Consider the following 20,152-nt stretch of genomic DNA (forward strand, 5'->3'; position numbering starts at 1 on the left):
CTACAGGGAAACGTGCATATGGATCGCACCCGGTTCCGCCGTCCGGCGGGTCATGTTTTTTCCATCGTGTTGGCGCTGTCGGGATTCGCCGGCAACGCTGCGGCCGCCAGCTACGACGATGCGTATTTCGTCCGCCAGGAAATCGGCCCGGCCAGCGGCCAGGCGCTGATCACCCAGCAGGCGCTGATGCCGGTGACGTTGCGCTCCGACGGCAACGGCAGCCGCCTGCGCGCGCGCACGGTGTGGTTCAAACTGGATGCCGGCTACGGCCAGCGCGGCGATTCCTACAAGCTCGACGCCGACTATGCCGACGATGCGGCGATGGCGGCGTTTCTGGGCAGCGGCATCGAGACCCGCCTGGACAGATCGGGCCGCGTCGTTTCGGTGGGCGCGGCGGACCCGCAGGCGCTGGAAGCGCTGGCCAGGCACCGACCGCAGGTGCGCGAGGCGCTGGCGCGCATCGGCGACGCGGTCGGCGTGCGCCCGTTCGCGCTGCCGGAAAAGCTGAGTGTCGGCCAGCGCTTGCGCGAAACGCAGAAAGTCCCGGGATTGGGCGAACTGGCGTGGACGATGCGGGTTGCTGCGCTGGATGCGCAGCAGGTGGAACTGGAGATGCAGGCAAGCTCGTCCGAGGGCGCCGCGCTGACCGGCTACCAGGTGCTGCGCCGTGACTCGGGCATGCCGGTGGAGGCACGGCTGACATTGTCGCTGCCCGACGGCCTGGTGCCGGGGCAAAGCGAGCCGATGCAGCTGCGGATGCTGGCCATCAGCCAGCGGCATGCCGTGGCGATGACCGCCACCCAATGGGATGCGGCCGACTGGAAAGCCTACCGGGAGCATTTCGAAGTGCTGCTGGCGTCGCCCGAATTCCGCGGCGAAGCGGTGCCTGCCGACGAACTGCGGGATCTGGACAGCCATCTGAAGCAGATGGCGATCGCCGGCCTGCCGGAAGCCGAATGGAAACGCATCCGCGGGGGATTGATCTTCCGTATCGATGAGACAAGCCATCCGCGTCCGCGGATCGATTTGTCCGGGCAGTACGACGTGATTGCGGCGGGCCAGTGGCCGCGACGTTTCCTCATGCGCTTGAAGAATGCCCGCCTGCTGGATGCCAATGGCGAGCCGTTGCCGGATATCGAGGCCATTCCCAACCGCCTGTTCGAACTGACAGCCGGCCAGGAGAATCTGGACCTGGACGAGCGCGACGAGCAGTTCCCGTTCCGGCTGCCGCCAGCGTTGCAGGCAGAGGCGCTGGACGGACTGGCGACCATCGCGCTGGATCTGGAACTGGGCGGGCACCAGCTGCAAGAGCAAAAAGTGATCGCGCGCGGCCAGCAGGCCGGACCATCGTCACCGACGCTTGAGTGGTCGGAGCGCTGGGTCGAGCTGAAGCATGCCGCTTCGGCCGGGAGCGAACAGGACATCTGGGTGATCGCTCCGCTGGATGCGCAGGGCACGCCGATTCGCCATGTCGCCATTCCCTATGGCGAGCACTTGCTGCAGCCGGCGCCAGAAAATCCGCCGCCGCTGTCTTCGCGGTACAGCAACCCGCGCTACCGGGTGATAACGGCAGAACCCATTGCCGCGATCGAATTGCGCCGCTACACGTTGCAGTGGCAACCCGATACCTGGATCTTCGCCAATGGCTCCGACCTGTTTGCAGGCGGCGCGCTGATCGGCGTCCGCCACGCCAGCGAACCGGTGGGTGCGCCGGCAGCGGCGGTAACCGGACAGGCGCTGCTGGAAGCCTTCGACACGCTGGTCGATGACCAGGCCGGCTACAAGGTGCTGGTGCCGCTGCGCGGGAATTTGCAGGATGCCGCCGCCAGGTTCTGCCAAGCGCGGCCGCTGTCGTCGACGGGAAGCCCGGTTTATGGGGTGGAGCGGCGCAGCCGTAACGATCTCTTCCGCTCGGGCGATCCCGGTTGGGTCGGTTGGGCGCTGGATCGCAGCGCATTCGGCGACGAGCCGGTCGCGGTCCGGGCGATCTGTCCGCAGCGGATCGGGCCGGTCGTCCAGCGGCTGGAGCAAGCGGGTTGCTTCCAGGATCTCGGCAATGGCTATGTGGGCATTGCCGCGGCCTGCAGGGCCGATGTCGCCAAGGCGCGCAAGCAGGAGACCCTGTTGGCCCGCGACGCCGGCGGACGGCGGCTGGCCGAATTTCCGGACGGTTCGGAAGGCGTGGGCGAAGACCGGCTGCGCTTCTGGGGCCCGGTGGATACCATCGAATATCTGCGCGTGGACGAGCCGGCGGTCAGTCGCGATTTGCCGTTGCCGGCGCGCGGACGCCGCTGAATACCGGGGCGTTGCATACGGCGCAACGCGGCAAAGCCAGAACCGTTCTTTGTAGCGGCATCCCTGCAGCGGCGTGAAACGCGACCGGTCCCGGCTGCCCGGCAATCCTGCGCCGGACCTGTTGCCCCGCTCGCCGCAAGTTTATTGCGGCAACGGAAAGTCGCCTCCGGTACCGCGACCTGCTACCGTTCGCCATCGATACGAAGGGGAGCGACATGTTCTGCAGGCAATGCGGGCAAGCAGTGGTGGACCAGGCGGTGGTGTGCCCGCAATGCGGTGTGGCGACAGGGTATTTCCCGCAGGCAGTGGCACAGGGGAAGAACCGCACCAGCTTCATCCTGTTCGGCGCGCTGCTGGGTCTGATAGGCCTGCCGGGCATCCACAATTTCTATGCCGGCTACAACCAGAAGGGCTTGATCCAGTTGCTGATCAGTGTGCTGTCCTGCTGGCTGCTCTGGATTCCGATGTACATCTGGACGATCGTCGAAATCTGCACCGTGACCACGGACAGCGACGGCAGGCCGATGTACTGAGGCATCACCGGGAGCAAGGAGGAAGCATGAAGCGAACCATCGTTGCAGGATTGGCCGCATGCTTCCTGCTGGCCTCGCCGTTGGCCGGTGCGGAAGAACTGGCGTGGCTGGCCGGCCACTGGTGCGGCGTGCAGGGCAAGACCTTCAGCGAGGAGACCTGGATGGCCCCGCGAGGCGATCTGCTGCTGGGCATGCATCGCGACACGCGCGACGGCCGGGCAGCGGGGTTCGAGTTCATGCGTATCGCCCGGCAGGACGGCCGCTGGGTGTTCCTGGCGCAACCCAACGGGAAGGATGCGGTAGCGTTCCCGGTCGACAGCGCGGCCGCGGACAGGATTGTCTTCGCCAATCCCGCGCACGATTTTCCGCGCCGGGTGATCTATCGCCGCGTGGACGCGGACACCCTGCATGCGCGCGTGGACGATGGCAGCGATGCCGGCCAGAAGCTGGAATGGACGTGGACGCGCGACTGCGAAGCGGGCGCGCCGGCGGAAGATTCGTCGAAACCGGCACGGTGACCCGCCTTGCGGCTTCTCCCGATACCGGCGTGCAGATCGGGCCGGAGGCGCTTTGCGCCACGCGCTACCTGCACCCGGATCCGGAAGCCGCTTCGTGCCTGCGATCGCGCACGCGTTCGTCCATGTGCAGCAGCTCGATTCTGGTTCGCAGCGCGCAGGCCGGCCCTGGCCTGCTATCCCTGAACGCGATGGCGGGTCTGGTTGGCACCGCCGCCGCGCGACAACGGTTTCGATGATTGGCGGGAGCGGCCGAAAGATGGCAATGGCGATGGCGGGCCAGGGCCCGCCCTGCGCGAAGCCCTTGGCGATAGCTGCCTTCCGCAGGCGCCGTCTCAGGGCAGGGCGGCCTCGCCCAGCGATGCCAGCCAGTCGTCGTCCGACCCTTCGATGACGCCTTCGAACAGCGGCGTGGAGAAATAACGCTCGCCGGTGTCGGGCAGCATCGCCAGCAGCACCGAGCCTTCGCTGGCCTTTTCGGCGACCTGCAACGCGGCTGCGACGGTGGCGCCGGCGGAGATGCCGACGAAGATGCCTTCCTCGGCCGCCAGCCGGCGCGCGGTGGCGATGGCGTCGGCATCGGTGACCGGCAGGATCTCGTCGGCCACATCGCGGTTCAGCACTTCCGGCACGAAATCCGGGGTCCAGCCCTGGATCTTGTGCGGCTGCCATTCCTTGCCCAGCAGCAGCGAGGCGCCGGCCGGCTCGGAGGCGGTGATGCGCACTTCCGGCCGCGCCACCCGCAGCACTTCGCCGACCCCGGTCAGGGTGCCGCCGGTGCCCCAGCCGGTGACGAAATGATCCAGCCGCAGCCCGGCGAAATCGCGCAGGATTTCGGCGGCGGTGGTCTGCCGGTGGTAGGCCGGATTGGCCGGGTTGGCGAACTGGCGGGCCAGGAACCAGCCATGCTTGGCGGCCAGTTCCTCGGCCTTGCGCACCATGCCGCTGCCGCGCTCGGCGGCCGGGGTCAGGATCACTTTCGCGCCGTAGGCGCGCATCAGCTTGCGGCGCTCGATCGAGAAGGTCTCCACCATGGTGGCGACGAACTTGTAGCCGCGCGCGGCGGCAACCATCGCCAGCGCCACGCCGGTGTTGCCGGAAGTGGCTTCGACGATGGTGTCGCCGGGCTTCAGCAGGCCCTTGGCTTCGGCGTCCAGGATGATTGCCAGCGCCAGCCGGTCCTTGACCGAGCCGCCGGGATTGAACGATTCGATCTTGGCGTACAGGCTGACGTGGCTGGGCGCCACGCGGTGCAACTTGACCACGGGCGTGCGGCCGATGGTGTCGAGGATGTTGTCGTAGATGGCCATGCGGATCTCCGGGTCGGAAGCGGTCAGGCGGCCTGCGGCAGTGTAGGGGCCTGCAGGTTGGCGGAATGTGGCGGTGCGGCGTGCAGCGGAGCGGCGCCGAACCAGTGCAGGGTGCCGGCCAACGCGGCGACCTCGCCCAGGATCAGCAGCGCCGGCGACCGTACCTGGTGGCAACGCGCGGTGTCGGGAAGATCGGCCAGGGTGCCGGTGACCACGCGCTGGTTGGCGCGCGAACCGTTTTCGATCAGCGCGAACGGGGTCTGCGGCGCGCGACCGGCCTGGAGCAGGCGGGCGCGGAAGTTGTCCAGCCCGGCCACGCCCATATAGACCGCCAGGGTCTGCCGCTCCTGCGCCAGCGCGGCCCAGTCCAAAGTGTCTTGCGAGTCCTTGCAGTGCGCGGTGACCAGGCGCAGCGACTGCGCATGATCGCGGTGGGTCAGCGGAATGCCGGCATAGGCGGCGCAGGCCAGCGCGGCGGTGACGCCGGGTACGACTTCATAAGGAATGCCGTGCGCACGCAGGAATTCCAGCTCTTCGCCGCCGCGGCCGAACACGAACGGATCGCCGCCCTTCAACCGCACCACCCGCTTGCCGGCGCGGGCGTGCTCCAGCATCAGCGTGTGGATCTGCTCCTGGCGCACGCTGTGGCCCTGCGCGGACTTGCCGACTTCGATGCGCACGGCATCGCGGCGCGACAGCTGCAGCACGTCGTCGCTGACCAGGCGGTCATGCAGGATCACGTCGGCTTCGTTCATCGCGCGCAACGCGTTCAGCGTGATCAGGCCGGGATCGCCGGGTCCGGCGCCGACCAGGGTGACCGAGCCCTGCGCCGGCGCGGTGGCGGTCTGCCGCAGCGAGGTTTCGAAAAGGTCTTCGGCCTGCGCCTGCTGGCGCTGCCGGAACAGCCGCGGCAACGGGCCGGCCAGCAACTGCTCGAAGAAGCGGCGGCGCTGGCCCGGATCCGGGAAGCGCGCGCGGATGCGCTCGCGCTGGCGGGCGAACAGGGCGGCCAGCTCGCCCCAGGCGTCGTCCAGTTGGATCTCCAGTCGCTTGCGCAGGTGCCGCGCCAGCATCGGCGCGCCGCCGCCGCTGGAGATGGCGATCTGCAAGGCGCCGCGGTCCACCACCGCCGGCACCTGGAAGCTGGACAGCTCGGCATCGTCGACCACGTTGACCAGCAGCCGGCGCGCCTCGGCGGCGGTGGCCACGCTCCGGTTGACGGTGGCGTCATCGGTGGCGGCTATGACCAGCCAGACGCCGTCCAGCCAGTCTTCGCCGAATTCGCCGGCCTGCCATTCGATACGGCCCTGGTCGTGCCATGCCTGCAGGCGGGCGCTGAGGACCGGGGCGCCGACCCGCGGCAGTGCCCCGGCCCGCAGCAGCGCCTCGACCTTGCGTTCGGCCACGGCACCGCCGCCGACGACCCGCACTGCGCGGTTGCGCAGATCGGCAAATAGCGGGAACAGCGGTGCGGTCATGGAAGGAATGATCGACGGGGGCGATGACCGTAACGCCGGCTCGCAGGGGCAAGGAAATGACGATGTCCTGTTGCCATATTCCTTGCAGTTATAAGGATAGGCAGCTACGGTCCGGCTAAATCCTCTACATTCATGGACCATCCCGTGACGCGCCCGGCGCAGACGCCGATGCGCCCGTCGCCAGAGACTCCCTACCGATGACGCTGACCCAACTCCGCTACCTGGTCGCCATTGCGGATGCCGATCTGAACATCACGCTGGCGGCCGCGCGCGTGCACGCCACCCAGCCCGGGCTGTCCAAGCAACTCAAGCAACTGGAAGACGAACTGGGTTTTCTGTTGTTCGTACGCAAAGGGCGCAGCCTGGAGGCGATTACCCCGGCCGGCGGCGAGGTGATCGAACGCGCCCGCGCAGTGCTGGCCGAAGCCAACAACATCCGCACCTATGCGGCCAACCAGCGCCGCGAAAGCCAGGGCCAGTTGATCCTGGCCACCACCCACACCCAGGCGCGTTTCGTGCTGCCGCCAGCCATCGCCCGCATCAAGCGCGACTATCCGCAGGTCAGCGTGCATCTGCAGCAGGCCGGAGAGAGCCAGGCGCTGGACCTGTTGAGCCAGGGCGATGCCGATATCGCGGTGATCAGCACCGCCGGCGACGAGCCGCAGGCCGGCATCGCGGTACCGCTGTACCGTTGGCGGCGACTGGTGCTGGTGCCGCGCGGGCATGCGCTGGATAAGGCCGGCAGCGTGCCGGGCATGCGCGAACTGGCCCGGCAGCCGCTGATCAGCTACGAATCCTCCACCCGGCCCGAGTCCTCGCTGCAACGCGCCTTCGCCAGCGTCGGCCTGGAGCCGACCATCGCGCTGACGGCGCTGGATGCCGACCTGATCAAGACCTATGTGCGCACCGGGCTGGGCGTAGGGCTGCTGGCCGAGATGGCGGTCAATGCCAGCGATACCGATCTGCGCGCCTGGCCGGCGCCGAAGGAAGTGGCCGAATGCATTGCCTGGGCGGTGCTGCCGCGCGAACGGGTGCTGCGCGATTACGCACTGGAACTGGTGCACGTGTTGGCGCCGCAGGTGGACCGCCGCGACCTGCGGCGGGTGCTGGACGGCAATCAGGCCCCCGACTGGCCGCAGCCGCCGAGCTGGGAATCGCTGACCCAGACCATCACCAGTTGAATCCCGTCGCCGCGCGCGCTTTACTGCGGGCGTCGGTGCGCGCCGGCAGGTGGGGGCAGTGGGATGAAGCTGATTTCGAAGATGGTGCTGCGCATGTACGCTCCGGCCGTGCTGATCGTCGTCGGCGGCCTGGTCGCTGCCGAAACGATCGCGCGTACGCAGCGCATGTTCGGCGGATTCTTCTCCCCGCGGCTGGCTTCGCTGTCGTTCCTGCTGGCAATCCTGATCGGCATGATCTGGGCGATGCACGCCAGCTGGCGGCTATGGCGCTGGGCGCGCGGGCGCGAGCTGCGCTGCGCCTGCGGCGGGCTGATGTCGCGACCGCGCCTGAACCGCCGCGGACAGATCTATCGAAAATGCATGGGGTGCGGCGGCAGGACGCTGCAGGTTGCTGCAAAACCTTCGCACTGACGTAGAAGGAAGCCTGCGATTGGGTGGGCGCTTGGTTTCAGTTCAGGCACTGCGGCGCCGCCGGCATGGCCATGGCATCCACGCAATGACGGAAATCGCGCGATAGGCCGGGCAACTGCTTTTCGTCGCCGGGTACCAGCGAAAAACTGTCCACCGGCTTCACGTCGCAGTCGGCCGTTGGCGATTCTCCCGCCGAGACGTCCGGGCAGCCTTCGGCGAACACCAGGTAATGGCAACGGCCGCTCTGGCTGCGCAGGCACTGGAAGCGGGCAGAGCCGTCCTTCAATGTGGCCCTGCTGTGCAGCGTGGCCACGCCATCGCGGCTGGAACGGACTTCGCTGGTTACGCTGGGTTTCTCGTGGCAACCGGCCAGCGACAGCAGGGCGGAAATTGCCGGAACGATGATGCGCATGGCCAATACCTCGATGGTTTCTCGGAAGACGGGCGCAGGCGCCCGCCGGCGAAACGTCCTTCCGTCACATGTTGCGGAACAGGGTCATGAACGGCTGACTGACGGTCAGCGTTTCCGGCCGTGTCTTCAGCCGGACCTTGCCCTTGCCGCTGTCTTCGCGCGCAATCGATGCGATGGCTTTCAGGTTGACGATGGTGGAGCGGTGGATCTGCTTGAAGATGGTGGGGTCCAGCGTATCCAGCAGTTCGCGGATGGGTTTGCGCAGCAGCGCCTCGCCATCGGCGGTCATCACCACGGTGTATTTGTTGTCGGCCTGGAAGTAGGCCACGTCCTCCACCATGATCAGGCGGGTTTCCCGGCCGGCGCTGGCGGTGATCCATACCAGCGGCTCGCGCGCGGAACCTGGCAGATGCGCCGACAGCCTGCGCAACAGCGCGTCGAGCGCGCCGGCGCCGGACTGCCCGGCCGCGGCGCGCGCCTGCAACCGCTGCACGGTCGCGGCCAGGCGGTCGCGGGCGATCGGCTTGAGCAGGTAGTCGACCGCGCCCTGTTCGAAGGCATCGATGGCGTACTGGTCGTAGGCGGTGACAAAGACCACCTGGGTGTGCGGACTGGTCTCGGCCAGCGCGCCGGCCACTTCCAGGCCGGTCAGGCCGGGCATGCGGATGTCCAGGAAGGCCACCTCGGGCTGGTGCTCGGCAATGGCCTCCAGCGCCGCGGCTCCGTCCTCGCATTCGGCAACGATGTCCAGTTCCGGCCATACCTCGCGCAGCGTCGCCGCCAGCGCGGTGCGCAGCAGTTCCTCGTCTTCGGCGATGACGCACTTAAGCATGGCTGTGGGCTCCTGCGGTGCCGGCGGGCAGGGTGATGGTCGCGGCCACGCCGCTGGGGAAATTGGAGACGATGGCGAACGAGGCGGCAGCGCCATAGGCCAGGCGCAACCGTTCGCGCACGTTCTTCAGGCCGATGCCGGTGCCGCTGCTCTGCGCGTTGAAGCCCAGGCCGTCATCGGCAACGGTGACCGAGACATCGTCGTCGTGCGCGCGCGCCAGGATCCAGACGGTGCCGCCGCCGGATTTTGGCTCCAGCCCGTGCTTGATGGAATTCTCCACCAGGGTCTGCAGCATCATCGACGGGAACGGCAATGGCTTCAGCTCGTCAGGCACTTCGATCTGCAGGTTCAGCCGCGAGCCCATGCGGATCTTGAGGATTTCCAGATAGGCCCGCGCGCGTTCCAGCTCCTCGCCCAGCGTCGACAGCGAGTCCTCGGTGCGCGGCAGCGAACGGCGCAGGTACTGGATCAGGTGCCCCAGCATCTGGTCGGCGCGCGCCGGGTCGGTACGGGTCAGCAACTGCGCGCTGGCCAGCGTGTTGTAGAGAAAGTGCGGTTCGACCTGGGCGTGCAGCAGGCTCAGCTTGGCCACGGTCAGTTCCTTTTCGGTCACCGTCTGTTGGCTGGCGGCTTTTTCGCCGCGGCGGCGGTCGGCAACGCGGCGGGTGATGGCGCGGGTGATCGCTTCGACGTTTTCCAGGTTGGTGCCGTCGTCCAGCGTGAACAGGTCGGTCCAGGCGTCGGCATCGGGGCCGCAGATCAGGGTGATGCTGCTGGTGCCATCGCGCGGAGTCACCGTGGCCAGCACCTGGTTGCGCTTGACCGCAAAACGGGCGAACACGTTGAAGCGCGACGGCGGCTTGTTGGCATAGGGATCGACGCGGCGGATGCGCGCGCTCACCTGCAGGCTGTCGCGGGCGCTTTCGATCTCCTCGCTGCGCGGCAGCTCGCGCAGCGCGGCATCCAGCAGATCGAAGGTTTCGCCGGCCTCGAACGGCACTTCGATCTGGCGGCGCTGGCGGCTGGACAGGATGTCGCTGTCCAGGCGGCCGGCGATCAGCCAGACCCGGCGCAGATGCGACACGGTACTGAACAGCACCGACACCATCACCAGCATCGCCAACAGGCCGAAGAACCAACCCGGTCCCCGATTCATGCCGCTGAACAGACCGCTCCAGACGAAACCGGCGACGATGATGGCGACGGTCCAGGCGATCAGCATGCGGGTGACGAGGAACAGACTGGCGAACACGGCGGGTACCGGCGTTTGGAATGCCGGGGAGCATAACGGCCTCTTCCGGCGCTGTGTTGGCCGGAGCGACAAAACGCCGGAAACGGCGATGGAGCGGATAAACCGTGGTGTGGAACCATGGCTTGCCGGTCGCCGCGGCGGCAACGACGCGGCAGTTCCGCTGGCTGGCGCTGCGCCTTGCGGCGTGGGTGCGGCAGTTGCCGACGCATTGCAGGCAACGGCGCGGGCGACGGGTTTGCGGCATTGGCCCGGCGCCGGGACAAGCCGCCAGCCGCGGCGGGCAGGCACCCAGGCAATGGTGCCTGCCCGCCCCGCCGGAGATCAGAGGCAGTCGATCAGGCCATCGAAGATCGACCGGCTTGATCCGGGTAGCGTCGCGTACAACGGTTGCTCGCCGGCCAGCGCGGTCAGCAGTTCCTCGATGGTGGTGTATGCCGGCAGCGGCGTGCGGCAGTGCCAGAAGCCTTCCTGCACGCCGATCTTGCCCGTGGCCGGCTCGATTTCTTCATTGCTGGCGGCAAATACCCAGACGCAGCTGCCGATGCGGCCGCTGACCCGGTGCACCGAACAGCGGTAGCGCAGCGATTCGATGTTGCTGAACTCGCCCTCGCAGAAGGTATCGCCGCAGATCTCATCGAAGTTGCGCTTGAGCGCCCAGGTCATGCCGTACCAGGCATCGATATGGGCGTCGCTTTGCAGGTAGGCGGAAGTGTCGACGAAGGGGCCGGAAAAGCTCTGCGGCGGAGCCGCGTGGGAGTGCGCGGTTGCTGCCAGCAGCAGCGCGAGGCCGGTGGCGAGCGAAAAACGGATGCGTCCGTTCCTGGTCATGAAGTTCTTCCTTGAATGGTTGGTTGGGCGGCGACTCTGAGCGCCGAATGCGGGTCATGCCGCATTCACAGGTTCGCCAAACTCCATGCCTGCGGCTATCCGGCGAACGCCGAAATCGTTGTCGGCGATCCCGCCTGCCAACTGTCGGAATTTTCCGAACGGTTGGTGGCGCAACAACCATTGCGAAAATTTCCCCCGGTCCCCGGTCCCCGGTCCCCGGTCTCCAGTCCCGATTCCCGATTCCCAGCCTCCAACTACACGTCGATATGGATGCCGCACTCGCGCTTCAGGCCGAAGAAGCGGGTGTCTTCCTCGCGCATGCCCGGCTCCCAGCGGCTGCTGGTATGGAAGTCGCCGATGGAGACATAGCCCTCTTCCCACAGCGGGTGGTAGGGCAGATCGTGCTGCTTCATGTATTGCCAGATATCGCGATCGTTCCAGTCGACGATGGGATTGACCTTCAGCCGGCCTTCGCGCTGCTGCAGCACCGGCGCATTGGCGCGGGTGCTGGACTGGCTGCGGCGCAGGCCGGTGAACCAGGTCTGCACGCCCAGTTCCTTCAGCGCGCGCTTCATCGGCTCGACCTTGCGCAGGCTGTTGTACTGCTCGATGCCGACCACGCCTTGCTCCCACAGCCGGCCGTGGCGGGCTTCCATCCAGGCGCGGCTGACCAGCGGACGGAACACCTGCAGGTTGAGCTTGAGCCGTTCGTGCAGTTCGTCGGCAAAGCGGTAGGTTTCCGGGAACAGGTAGCCGGTGTCGATCAGGATGACCGGGATGTCCGGCTTCTGCTGGGTGAGCATGTGCAGCAGCACCGCAGCCTGCGCGCCGAAGCTGGAAGACATCGCATGGTTGGCCGCGCCATTCTCCAGCGCCCAGGCGATGCGCTGCTGCGGCGTTTGCGACTCCAGCAGCGCGTTCGCCTCGGCGATGCGGTCGCTGTCCTGTGAGGTAACGGCGGGTGCGGGGGCGCTCATGCGTGCAGTTCCAGTGCGATCTGTCGGTGTGTGGGGTAGGGCGGAAGCGCGACGATGCCGCTGCGGTGCAGGAAGTCGCCGAAGCCCTCGCCGGTTTCGCGCTCGCCGGCGTAGCGGCCCAGCAGCGGATCCAGCGCTGCAAGGATTTCCGGTTCGGTGATGTTCTCGCGGTACAGCGTGTTCAGGCGCTGACCGCGGTGGTCGGCGCCCAGCATCAGGTTGTAGCGGCCCGGCGCCTTGCCGACCAGGGCGATTTCGCCCAGGTACGGGCGCGAGCAGCCATTGGGGCAGCCGGAGATGCGCAGCAGGATGGGGGCATCGCGCAGGCCGTGCTTGTCCAGCAGCGGCTCGAGCTTGGCGGTGAAGTCGGGCAGGTAGCGCTCGGCTTCGGCCATGGCCAGGCCGCAGGTCGGCAGCGCCACGCAGGCCACCGCCGCGCGCGCCAGCGCGCTGCCCAGGTGCTGGCCGCTGTCCAGGCCGTGGCTGTGCACCAGCGCATCGATGCGCTCGCGCTCGCTGGCGGGCACGCCGGCGATGACCAGGTTCTGGTTGGCGGTCATCCTGAATTCGCCGCGGTGGACGTTGGCGATTTCGCGCAGACCGGTCAGGTGCGGGGCATTGGCGCGGTCGGCGATGCGGCCGGCGAACAGGTGCAGGGTCAGGTGCCAGCGGCCATCCTCGCCTTCGACCCAGCCATAGCGGTCGCCGTTGTGCTCGAAAACGAAAGCGCGCGCCGGCTGGAGAGAGACGCCGGCGCGGCTTTCAATCTGTTGCACGATCAAGGCCAGTCCGTGGTCGTCTATGGTGTACTTGAAGCGCGCGCGCTTGCGCAGTTCGCGGTTGCCGTAGTCGCGCTGGGTGGTAACCACGGCGGTGGCCACATCCAGCAGCTGCTCCGGGGTCAGGAAGCCGACCACGTTGCCGATGCGCGGATAGGTTTCGGGATCGCCATGGGTGGCGCCCATGCCGCCGCCGATGACCAGGTTGAAGCCGGCCAGCTCGCCATCTTCAAGGATGGCGATAAAGCCCAGGTCGTTGGCGAACACGTCCACGTCGTTGACCGGCGGTACCGCGAAGCCGATCTTGAATTTGCGCGGCAGGTAGGTGGCGCCGTAGATCGGCTCGTCCTCCTCGCCGCTGCCGGCCACGCGCTCTTCATCCAGCCAGATCTCGTAGTAGGCGCGGGTGTTGGGCAGCAGGTGCTCGGACAGCCTGGCCGCCCAGGCCTGCACCTGCGCATGCGCACGCGATTCCAGCGGATTGGCGGCGACCAGCACGTTGCGGTTGACGTCGCCGCAGGCGGCCAGCGTGTCGATCAGCGCCGCATTGATGGCCTGCATGGTGGCCTTCAGTTCGCGCTTGATGACGCCATGGAACTGGAACGCCTGGCGGGTGGTGATGCGCAGCGAATGATTGGCGTACCTGGTGGCGATGGCGTCCAGCTTCAGCCATTGCTCCGGCGTGACCACGCCGCCGGGCGTGCGGGTGCGGATCATGAACTGGTAGGCCGGCTCCAGCTTCTGCCGGCGACGTTCGTCGCGGATGTCGCGGTCGTCCTGCTGGTAGCTGCCGTGGTACTTGATCAGCGTCTGGTCCGATTCGCGCAGCGCGCCGGTGACCGGATCGGCCAGGCTCTCCAGCAGGCTGCCGCGCAGGCGCTTGCTTTCGGATTTGATGTCTTCTACGGAATGGCTCATTTGCGGGACCAGGGACTAGGGACCAGGGACCAGGGACCGGGGAAGAGCAAGGGCAGATGCAACGGCAAGGGTCGCCGCTTCTCCGGGTCCCCGGTCCCCGGTCCCTGGTCCCCAACATTCAATAGACATCGCGCGCATATCGCCCCTCCCGCTGCAGCGAAGCCAGGTACTCGGCAGCGCCATCGGCATCCACGCCGCCGTGCTGCGACACAATGTCGGTCAGTGCGGCATGCACGTCCTTGCCCATCGCGATGGCGCCGCAGACATAGAAATGCGCGCCGCTCTGCAGCCAGTCGTAGACGTCGCGGCCGCGTTCGCGCAGGCGGTCCTGCACGTAGATTTTCTCGGGCTGGTCGCGCGAGAAGGCCAAATCCAGCCTGTGGAGTTCGCCGCTGCGCAGCGCGTCCTGCCATTCGGTCTGGTAGAGGAAATCGCGGTTGAAATGCTGGGCGCCGAACAGCAGCCAGTTGCGGCCGCTGGCGCCGGTCTCGGCGCGTTCCTGCACGAAGCTGCGGAACGGCGCCACGCCGGTGCCGGGGCCGACCATGATGATGTCGCGCGAGGCATCCGCCGGTACCCGGAAGCGTTCGTTGACCTCGATGTAGACCGGCGCGCTGGCGCCTTCTTCCAGCGCCGCCAGGAATCCGCTGGCCGCGCCGGTATGGGGGTGGCCGAAGGCTTGGTAGCCCAGCACGTCGACGGTCAGGTGCACTTCCTCGCCGACCCGCTTGCGGCTGCAGGCGATGGAATACAGGCGCGGGGTCAGCGGACGCAGCGCGGCGACCAGCGCCTGCGCGTCCCAGCCGGCCGGCCAGCGGCGCAGCACGTCGATCAGCTGGTGGCTGTTGAGCAGCGCGGCCAGTTCGGCGTTGCGGTCCGGCGCCAGCAACGCGTTCAATTCGTCGGCGCGCGATTGCGCGGCGTGATTGGCCAGGAACGGCCGCGACAGCTTGGTCAGTTCGCGCCGCGCCGCCAGCCATTCGCGCAACGGCAGCGTGTCGCCAGCCTCGGACACCGCGGTATCGCCATCCAGCTGCAGCGTCTGCAGCACCGCGTCCACCAGCGATGCCGGGTTGCGGTGGCGCACGCCCAGCGCATCGCCGGGTTCGTAGTGCAGGCCGGAACCTTCCAGCGACAGTTCGATATGGCGCACATCCTTGCTGGCCGGCCCGTACTGCTGGAACCGGCTGCCCTTGAAATCGCGGCCGCTGATGCGCTGGTTGAGCAGCAGTTCGGCCGCGAACGGCTTGTCGTGCGACCATGCCGGCGCGGCGGCGGCTGGGCGCAGCGGGGTGACCGTGGCCAGCGGCGCGGCGGCGCTCTTCAGCAATTCGCGGGCATGGCCCAGGGCCTGTTCGCGCCAGGGCGCGGCGACGGTTTCGATGTCCAGATCCGCTTCGCCGGCCGGCAACAGGCGCTGGCCGCCGAGTTCGGCCAGGCGCGCATCCAGCCGCCGGCCGATGCCGCAGAAATCGGCGTAGCTGGAATCGCCCAGCCCCAGCACCGCGTACTTCAGCTCCGGCAACTTGGGCGCGCGCTTGCCGGCGATGTACTCGACCAGGCCGATGGCGTCGTCCGGCGGGTCGCCCTCGCCCTGGGTGCTGATGACGATGTAGAGCAGGCGCTCGCTGGCCAGTTCGCGCTGCGGATAGGCATCGGCGCGCAGCAGCCGCACCGCCAGTCCGGCGGCTTCGGCATCGTGGGCCAGCTTTTCGGCGGTGCGCTTGGCATTGCCGGTCTGGCTGCCGTAGACCACGGTCAGGCGCTGGCCGGCCTGGGCGGGCGCGCTGGGCTGGGGGAGGCCCTGCAGCAGCGCCAGGTGCGGGGCCGCATGCGCCTGCGCCAGGCCGGCGGCATAGCCGGACAGCCACCACAGCGAGGCGCCATCCAGGCCTTCGACCACGCGCGCCAGCAAGGCCTTGCGTTCGTCGGGCAGGGGACTGGGGGCCAGCGTGGGCGATGCTGCGGTCATCAGCCGGGTCCATCTGAAGAGTGGAGCACCGATGCTAGAGAGGCATCGACGCGTTCAGAAAGGACATCTGGTTATGGACTTATCGCCTGCGCTTATTTCTATAAGGTAGGCGCGGGCAGGAATACTCGGCGTCCTCAGCGGAGCGGCCCGGGCCGGCCTGGCTGATAATCTCCCCCTACCGACGTTCCCGACGCATCCTTGATGAGCGCTGCTGCCCCGTTGTCCCACCTCGACCGCCTTGAGGCTGAAAGCATCCACATCCTGCGCGAGGTCGCGGCCGGCTTCCGCAACCCGGTGCTGCTGTACTCGGTGGGCAAGGACAGCTCGGTGCTGCTGCACCTGCTGCTGAAGGCGTTCGCGCCGGCGCCGCCGCCGATTCCGCTGCTGCATGTGGACACGCGCTGGAAGTTCCGCGAGATGATCGCCTTCCGCGACCGCCGCGCCGCCGAAACCGGCGTGGATCTGCGCGTCCACATCAACCCGGACGGCATCGCCCAGGACATCGGCCCGATCAGCCACGGCGCCACCGTGCACACCGACGTGATGAAGACCCAGGGCCTGAAGCAGGCGCTGGATCACTACCGCTTCGACGCGGCGATAGGCGGCGCACGGCGGGACGAGGAGAAATCCCGCGCCAAGGAACGGGTGTTCTCGTTCCGCAGCGACAAGCACCGCTGGGATCCCAAGAACCAGCGCCCGGAACTGTGGAATCTGTACAACGCCCGCATCCACAGCGGCGAAAGCGTGCGCGTGTTCCCGCTGTCCAACTGGACCGAGCTGGACATCTGGCTGTACATCTATCGCGAGAACATCCCGGTGGTGCCGCTGTACTTCGCCGCCGAACGCCCGGTGGTGGAACGCGACGGCGCGCTGATCCTGGTCGACGACGAGCGGCTGCCGCTGCGCGCCGGCGAAGTGCCCATGGTGAAGCAGGTGCGCTTCCGCACGCTGGGCTGCTACCCGCTGACCGGGGCCATCGAATCGCAGGCCGACACGCTGGAGGCGATCATCGCCGAGATGCTGGTGACGACCTCGTCCGAGCGGCAGGGCCGGGTGATCGACCAGGATCCCACGGCGTCGATGGAGAAGAAGAAGCTGGAGGGGTATTTCTGATGGGCGTGACGAAGACGGGACCGGGGACCGGGGACCGGGGACCGGGGGACGGCGACAGCGACAGCGACGGTCGGGGAGCGCCGGGTTTTTCCGGGTCCCGGGTCCCGGGTCCCGGGTCCCGATCATCCGACATCGCCAGCTACCTTAAGCAGCACGAATCCAAACCGCTACTGCGCTTCATCACCTGCGGCAGCGTCGACGATGGCAAGAGCACGCTGATCGGGCGGCTGCTGTACGACAGCAAGCGGCTGTTCGACGACCAGTTGGCCGCGCTGGCCTCGGACAGCAAACGCCACGGCACCCGCGGCGGCGAGATCGACTACGCGCTGCTGCTGGACGGCCTGGCCGCCGAGCGCGAGCAGGGCATCACCATCGATGTGGCCTACCGCTACTTCGATACCGAGCGGCGCAAGTTCATCGTTGCCGACTGCCCCGGCCACGAGCAGTACACCCGCAACATGGCCACCGGCGCTTCCACCGCCGACCTGGCGGTGGTGCTGGTCGATGCGCGCAAGGGCCTGCTGCCGCAGACTCGCCGGCATAGCTATATCGTTTCGCTGCTGGGCATCTCCCAGGTGGTGCTGGCGGTCAACAAGATGGATCTGGTCGGCTTCGATCAGGCCGTGTTCGACGACATTGAGCAGCGCTACCGCGAACTGGCCGCGCAGTTGGGCATCGCCAACGTGCAGTGCATTCCGCTGTCGGCGCTGGAGGGCGACAACCTGTCGCAGCGTTCGGCGCGCACGCCGTGGTACGACGGACCGGCGCTGCTGGAGCATCTGGAGACGGTGGCGATCGAGGTGCCGGAAACCGGCAGCGGCCTGCGCCTGCCGGTGCAATGGGTCAATCGCCCGCACCAGAACTTCCGCGGTTTCGTCGGCACATTGGCGGCCGGCCAGGTCCGGCCAGGCGACGAGGTGGTGGTGCTGCCATCGGCGCGCCGTTCGCGGGTGACCCAGGTGCTGGGACCGGCCGGCGAAGTCGCCGTCGCCGGTGCCGGCGAGGCGGTGACGCTGACCCTGGCCGATGAAATCGACATCAGCCGCGGCGATGTCATCGCCGCCGCCGGCGACCCGCCAGAAGTCGCCGATCAGTTCGCCGCGCATCTGCTGTGGATGGACGATGCCGCGTTGCTGCCCGGGCGGCCGTACTGGCTGAAGATAGGCACCCGCACGGTGTCGGCCAGCATCAGCGAAATCAAGCATCGCATCGACGTCAACACGCAGGAGCATCTGGCCGCCAAGCGGCTGGAACTCAACGAGGTCGGCTACTGCAATCTGAGCCTGGATGAGCCGGTGGTGTTCGCGCCGTATGCGCAGAACCGCACGCTCGGCGGCTTCATCCTGGTCGACCGCCAGAGCAATGCGACCGTCGCCGCCGGCACGCTGGACTTCGCGCTGCGCCGCGCCGGCAACGTGCACTGGCAGCACCTGGATGTGGACAAGGCCGCGCGTGCGCGCATCAAGGGGCAGACGCCGAAGGTGCTGTGGTTCACCGGGCTGTCCGGCGCCGGCAAGTCGACCATCGCCAATCTGGTCGACAAGCGCCTGCACGCGCTGGGCTACCACAGCTTCATCCTCGATGGCGACAACGTCCGCCATGGCCTCAACCGCGATCTCGGCTTCACCGACGAGGATCGCGTCGAGAACATCCGCCGCGTCGCCGAGGTGGCCCGGCTGATGGCCGATGCCGGCCTGATCGTCCTGGTCAGCTTCATCTCGCCGTTCCGCGCCGAGCGGCGGATGGCGCGCGCGCGTTTCGCCCAGGACGAGTTTGTGGAAATCTTCGTCGACGTGCCGCTGGCCGTGGCCGAGCAGCGCGATGTGAAGGGGCTGTACCGCAAGGCGCGGGCGGGGCAGATTCCCAATTTCACCGGCATCGACTCGCCGTACGAGGTGCCGGAGTCGCCGGAGCTGCACCTGGATGCCGGCGCCCACTCCCCGGAAGAACTGGCCTTGCAGGTGCTGCAGGCGCTGGATCTGGAAAAGCGCTGATCTTCACGCCACCGCAGCGATACGGTGCGGTATGCTCGCCGCGCCGTCTCTGCCAGGGTTGCGTCGGTGCCGCCGGCAGCCGGCGCGGACAATGCCATGCGGCGGTACGCGGGCGCAGCGCTTCGAGGTGCGCGGCGCGGGTCCGGTGATGCGCAAGGGTCTTTAGTCATGGCCCTGTCAACGCATTGGGCAATCCATGCGTTCACGCCGGACCGGTAAACTCCGGGTAACGATAATTACGGGGTTGTCCATGTTCAGCGGATTCGGGATTCGCGCGGCTTGTGCTGTGGTGCTGGCGATGTCGCTTGCCGCCTGCGGCAGGAACGGATCGGCCCAGCCCGCCGCCGCCGCCGCCGCAATCCCGGTCACCACCCAGGTGGTGCAGACCACGGCATGGAACGACACGCTGCAGGCGCTGGGCACCGCCAAGGCGCGCGAATCGGTGACCCTGACCGCCAAGGTCAGCGAGATCGTGCAGGAAGTGCACTTCGAAAGCGGCCAGGACGTCAGCGCCGGCGAGCGCCTGATCACGCTGAAAGGCGACGCCCAGCAGGCAGCGCTGGTGCAGGCGCAGGCCACCTATCTGGAAGCCGATCAGCTGTACCGCCGGCAGAAGGAACTGGCCGATCAGCAACTGGTCGCGCGCTCGGCGCTGGATACGCAACTGGCGTTGAGGAATACGGCCGAGGCGCGGGTCCGGCAGATGCGCGCCGAGATCGGTGACCGTTCGGTGCGCGCACCGTTCTCCGGTGTGCTGGGCATCCGCCAGGTCAGCCCCGGTTCGCTGATTACGCCGACCACGGTCATCGCCACGCTGGACGACATCTCGCGCATGTACGTCGACTTCCAGGTACCGGAGGCGGCGCTGGCTTCGGTCGGCATCGGCAATACCGTCACCGCCACCGCGGCCGCCTATCCCGGCCGCCAGTTCGAGGGTACCGTGCAGACGATCGATGCGCGGATCGATCCGGGCACGCGCGCGGTCACCGTGCGCGCGGAATTTCCCAATCCGGACCGCGATCTGCGGCCGGGCATGCTGATGGACGTGCGCCTGTTCCGCCCCGAGCGGCAGGCGTTGGTGATTCCGGAAATCGCGGTCGTGCAGGTGGGGCGCGATTTGTTCGTCTACCGGGTCAAGGCCGACGGCAGCGTCGAGCAGGCGCCGGTCAGCGCCGGCGTGCGCCGCGAGGGCAAAGTGGAAATCACCCAGGGCATCGCCGTTGGCGAGCGCATCGTTGTCGACGGCACCGGCAAGTTGCGGCCGGGCGTCAAGGTAGCCGAAGCCGAACCCCGTCCGCGCAATGGCAATGGCGCCGGCAAGGCGCCGCAGCCTGCACGGCAGGGCTGAAGCG

18 protein-coding genes are annotated in these 20,152 nt (G+C 67.7%); 9 read left to right on the plus strand and 9 right to left on the minus strand.

Features of this window, described 5'->3' with window-relative positions; all coding sequences use genetic code 11:
- Positions 1-18 precede the first annotated feature (18 nt).
- The 4 genes from CRO39_RS06655 to CRO39_RS06670 all read left to right on the plus strand — a co-directional run bounded on the left by CRO39_RS06655 (position 19) and on the right by CRO39_RS06670 (position 3,582).
- On the plus strand, positions 19-2,295 hold the full coding sequence (locus CRO39_RS06655; RefSeq protein WP_097121088.1) for a hypothetical protein: 2,277 nt from the start codon (positions 19-21) through the stop codon (positions 2,293-2,295).
- A 215-nt stretch (positions 2,296-2,510) separates the two neighbouring features.
- A complete protein-coding gene (locus tag CRO39_RS06660; RefSeq protein ID WP_097121089.1) occupies positions 2,511-2,828 on the plus strand; it encodes a TM2 domain-containing protein in 318 nt (105 codons plus the stop codon).
- A 26-nt stretch (positions 2,829-2,854) separates the two neighbouring features.
- Positions 2,855-3,346, plus strand: a complete 492-nt coding sequence (locus CRO39_RS06665; RefSeq protein ID WP_097121090.1) for a DUF6265 family protein — start codon at positions 2,855-2,857, stop codon at positions 3,344-3,346.
- The gene (locus CRO39_RS06670; protein ID WP_097121091.1) at positions 3,343-3,582 is read left to right on the plus strand and encodes a hypothetical protein; all 240 of its coding nucleotides are present in this window, start codon (positions 3,343-3,345) and stop codon (positions 3,580-3,582) included. The genes CRO39_RS06665 and CRO39_RS06670 overlap by 4 nt, the downstream gene beginning before the upstream one ends.
- A 96-nt stretch (positions 3,583-3,678) precedes the next feature.
- Here CRO39_RS06670 and cysK read toward each other — a convergent pair whose 3' ends face one another.
- Complete coding sequence (gene cysK / locus CRO39_RS06675) at positions 3,679-4,653, minus strand: cysteine synthase A (protein WP_097121092.1); 975 nt, start codon at positions 4,651-4,653, stop codon at positions 3,679-3,681.
- 23 nt (positions 4,654-4,676) lie between these two features.
- On the minus strand, positions 4,677-6,131 hold the full coding sequence (cysG, locus tag CRO39_RS06680; protein ID WP_097121093.1) for a siroheme synthase CysG: 1,455 nt from the start codon (positions 6,129-6,131) through the stop codon (positions 4,677-4,679).
- A gap of 197 nt (positions 6,132-6,328) precedes the next feature.
- Here cysG and CRO39_RS06685 point away from each other — a divergent pair, with 197 nt between their 5' ends.
- Together CRO39_RS06685 and CRO39_RS06690 are read left to right on the plus strand one after the other, a co-directional pair.
- Entirely contained in the window at positions 6,329-7,312 is a 984-nt protein-coding gene (locus CRO39_RS06685) for a LysR family transcriptional regulator (RefSeq protein WP_097121094.1), read from the plus strand.
- A 63-nt stretch (positions 7,313-7,375) separates the two neighbouring features.
- Complete coding sequence (locus CRO39_RS06690; protein ID WP_097121095.1) at positions 7,376-7,723, plus strand: hypothetical protein; 348 nt, start codon at positions 7,376-7,378, stop codon at positions 7,721-7,723.
- Between the two features lie 37 nt (positions 7,724-7,760).
- On the opposite strand, the gene CRO39_RS06695 is transcribed toward CRO39_RS06690, so the two are convergent.
- The 7 genes from CRO39_RS06695 to CRO39_RS06725 form a co-directional block, all read right to left on the minus strand.
- Positions 7,761-8,135 (minus strand): hypothetical protein, encoded by a 375-nt coding sequence (locus CRO39_RS06695; RefSeq protein ID WP_097121096.1) that lies wholly within the window; start codon positions 8,133-8,135, stop codon positions 7,761-7,763.
- Between the two features lie 64 nt (positions 8,136-8,199).
- A complete protein-coding gene (locus tag CRO39_RS06700) occupies positions 8,200-8,967 on the minus strand; it encodes a LytR/AlgR family response regulator transcription factor (protein ID WP_097121097.1) in 768 nt (255 codons plus the stop codon).
- Positions 8,960-10,219 carry a sensor histidine kinase gene (locus CRO39_RS06705; protein WP_097121098.1) on the minus strand — a complete coding sequence of 420 codons (1,260 nt, stop codon included), beginning with the start codon at positions 10,217-10,219 and terminating at the stop codon, positions 8,960-8,962. The genes CRO39_RS06700 and CRO39_RS06705 overlap by 8 nt, the downstream gene beginning before the upstream one ends.
- Positions 10,220-10,540: 321 nt before the next feature.
- On the minus strand, positions 10,541-11,047 hold the full coding sequence (locus tag CRO39_RS06710) for a hypothetical protein (RefSeq protein WP_097121099.1): 507 nt from the start codon (positions 11,045-11,047) through the stop codon (positions 10,541-10,543).
- 254 nt (positions 11,048-11,301) lie between these two features.
- A complete protein-coding gene (locus CRO39_RS06715) occupies positions 11,302-12,024 on the minus strand; it encodes a phosphoadenylyl-sulfate reductase (protein ID WP_097121100.1) in 723 nt (240 codons plus the stop codon).
- Positions 12,021-13,721: an assimilatory sulfite reductase (NADPH) hemoprotein subunit gene (gene cysI / locus CRO39_RS06720; RefSeq protein ID WP_097121101.1), complete on the minus strand. Its 1,701-nt coding sequence runs from the start codon at positions 13,719-13,721 to the stop codon at positions 12,021-12,023. Before cysI ends, CRO39_RS06715 begins: the two co-directional genes overlap by 4 nt.
- Before the next feature lie 118 nt (positions 13,722-13,839).
- Complete coding sequence (locus CRO39_RS06725; protein ID WP_097121102.1) at positions 13,840-15,693, minus strand: assimilatory sulfite reductase (NADPH) flavoprotein subunit; 1,854 nt, start codon at positions 15,691-15,693, stop codon at positions 13,840-13,842.
- A gap of 201 nt (positions 15,694-15,894) precedes the next feature.
- Between CRO39_RS06725 and cysD the strand changes: the two genes are divergently transcribed.
- From cysD to CRO39_RS06740, 3 genes are all read left to right on the plus strand, one after another.
- On the plus strand, positions 15,895-16,806 hold the full coding sequence (gene cysD / locus CRO39_RS06730) for a sulfate adenylyltransferase subunit CysD (protein WP_097121103.1): 912 nt from the start codon (positions 15,895-15,897) through the stop codon (positions 16,804-16,806).
- 5 nt (positions 16,807-16,811) lie between these two features.
- Positions 16,812-18,800 carry a sulfate adenylyltransferase subunit CysN gene (gene cysN / locus CRO39_RS06735; RefSeq protein ID WP_425479663.1) on the plus strand — a complete coding sequence of 663 codons (1,989 nt, stop codon included), beginning with the start codon at positions 16,812-16,814 and terminating at the stop codon, positions 18,798-18,800.
- 250 nt (positions 18,801-19,050) lie between these two features.
- Positions 19,051-20,148, plus strand: coding sequence for an efflux RND transporter periplasmic adaptor subunit (locus CRO39_RS06740; RefSeq protein WP_097121105.1), 1,098 nt, complete (start codon positions 19,051-19,053; stop codon positions 20,146-20,148).
- Positions 20,149-20,152 lie beyond the last annotated feature (4 nt).

The organism is Pseudoxanthomonas wuyuanensis (assembly GCF_900215535.1).
Lineage (GTDB): Bacteria > Pseudomonadota > Gammaproteobacteria > Xanthomonadales > Xanthomonadaceae > Pseudoxanthomonas_A > Pseudoxanthomonas_A wuyuanensis.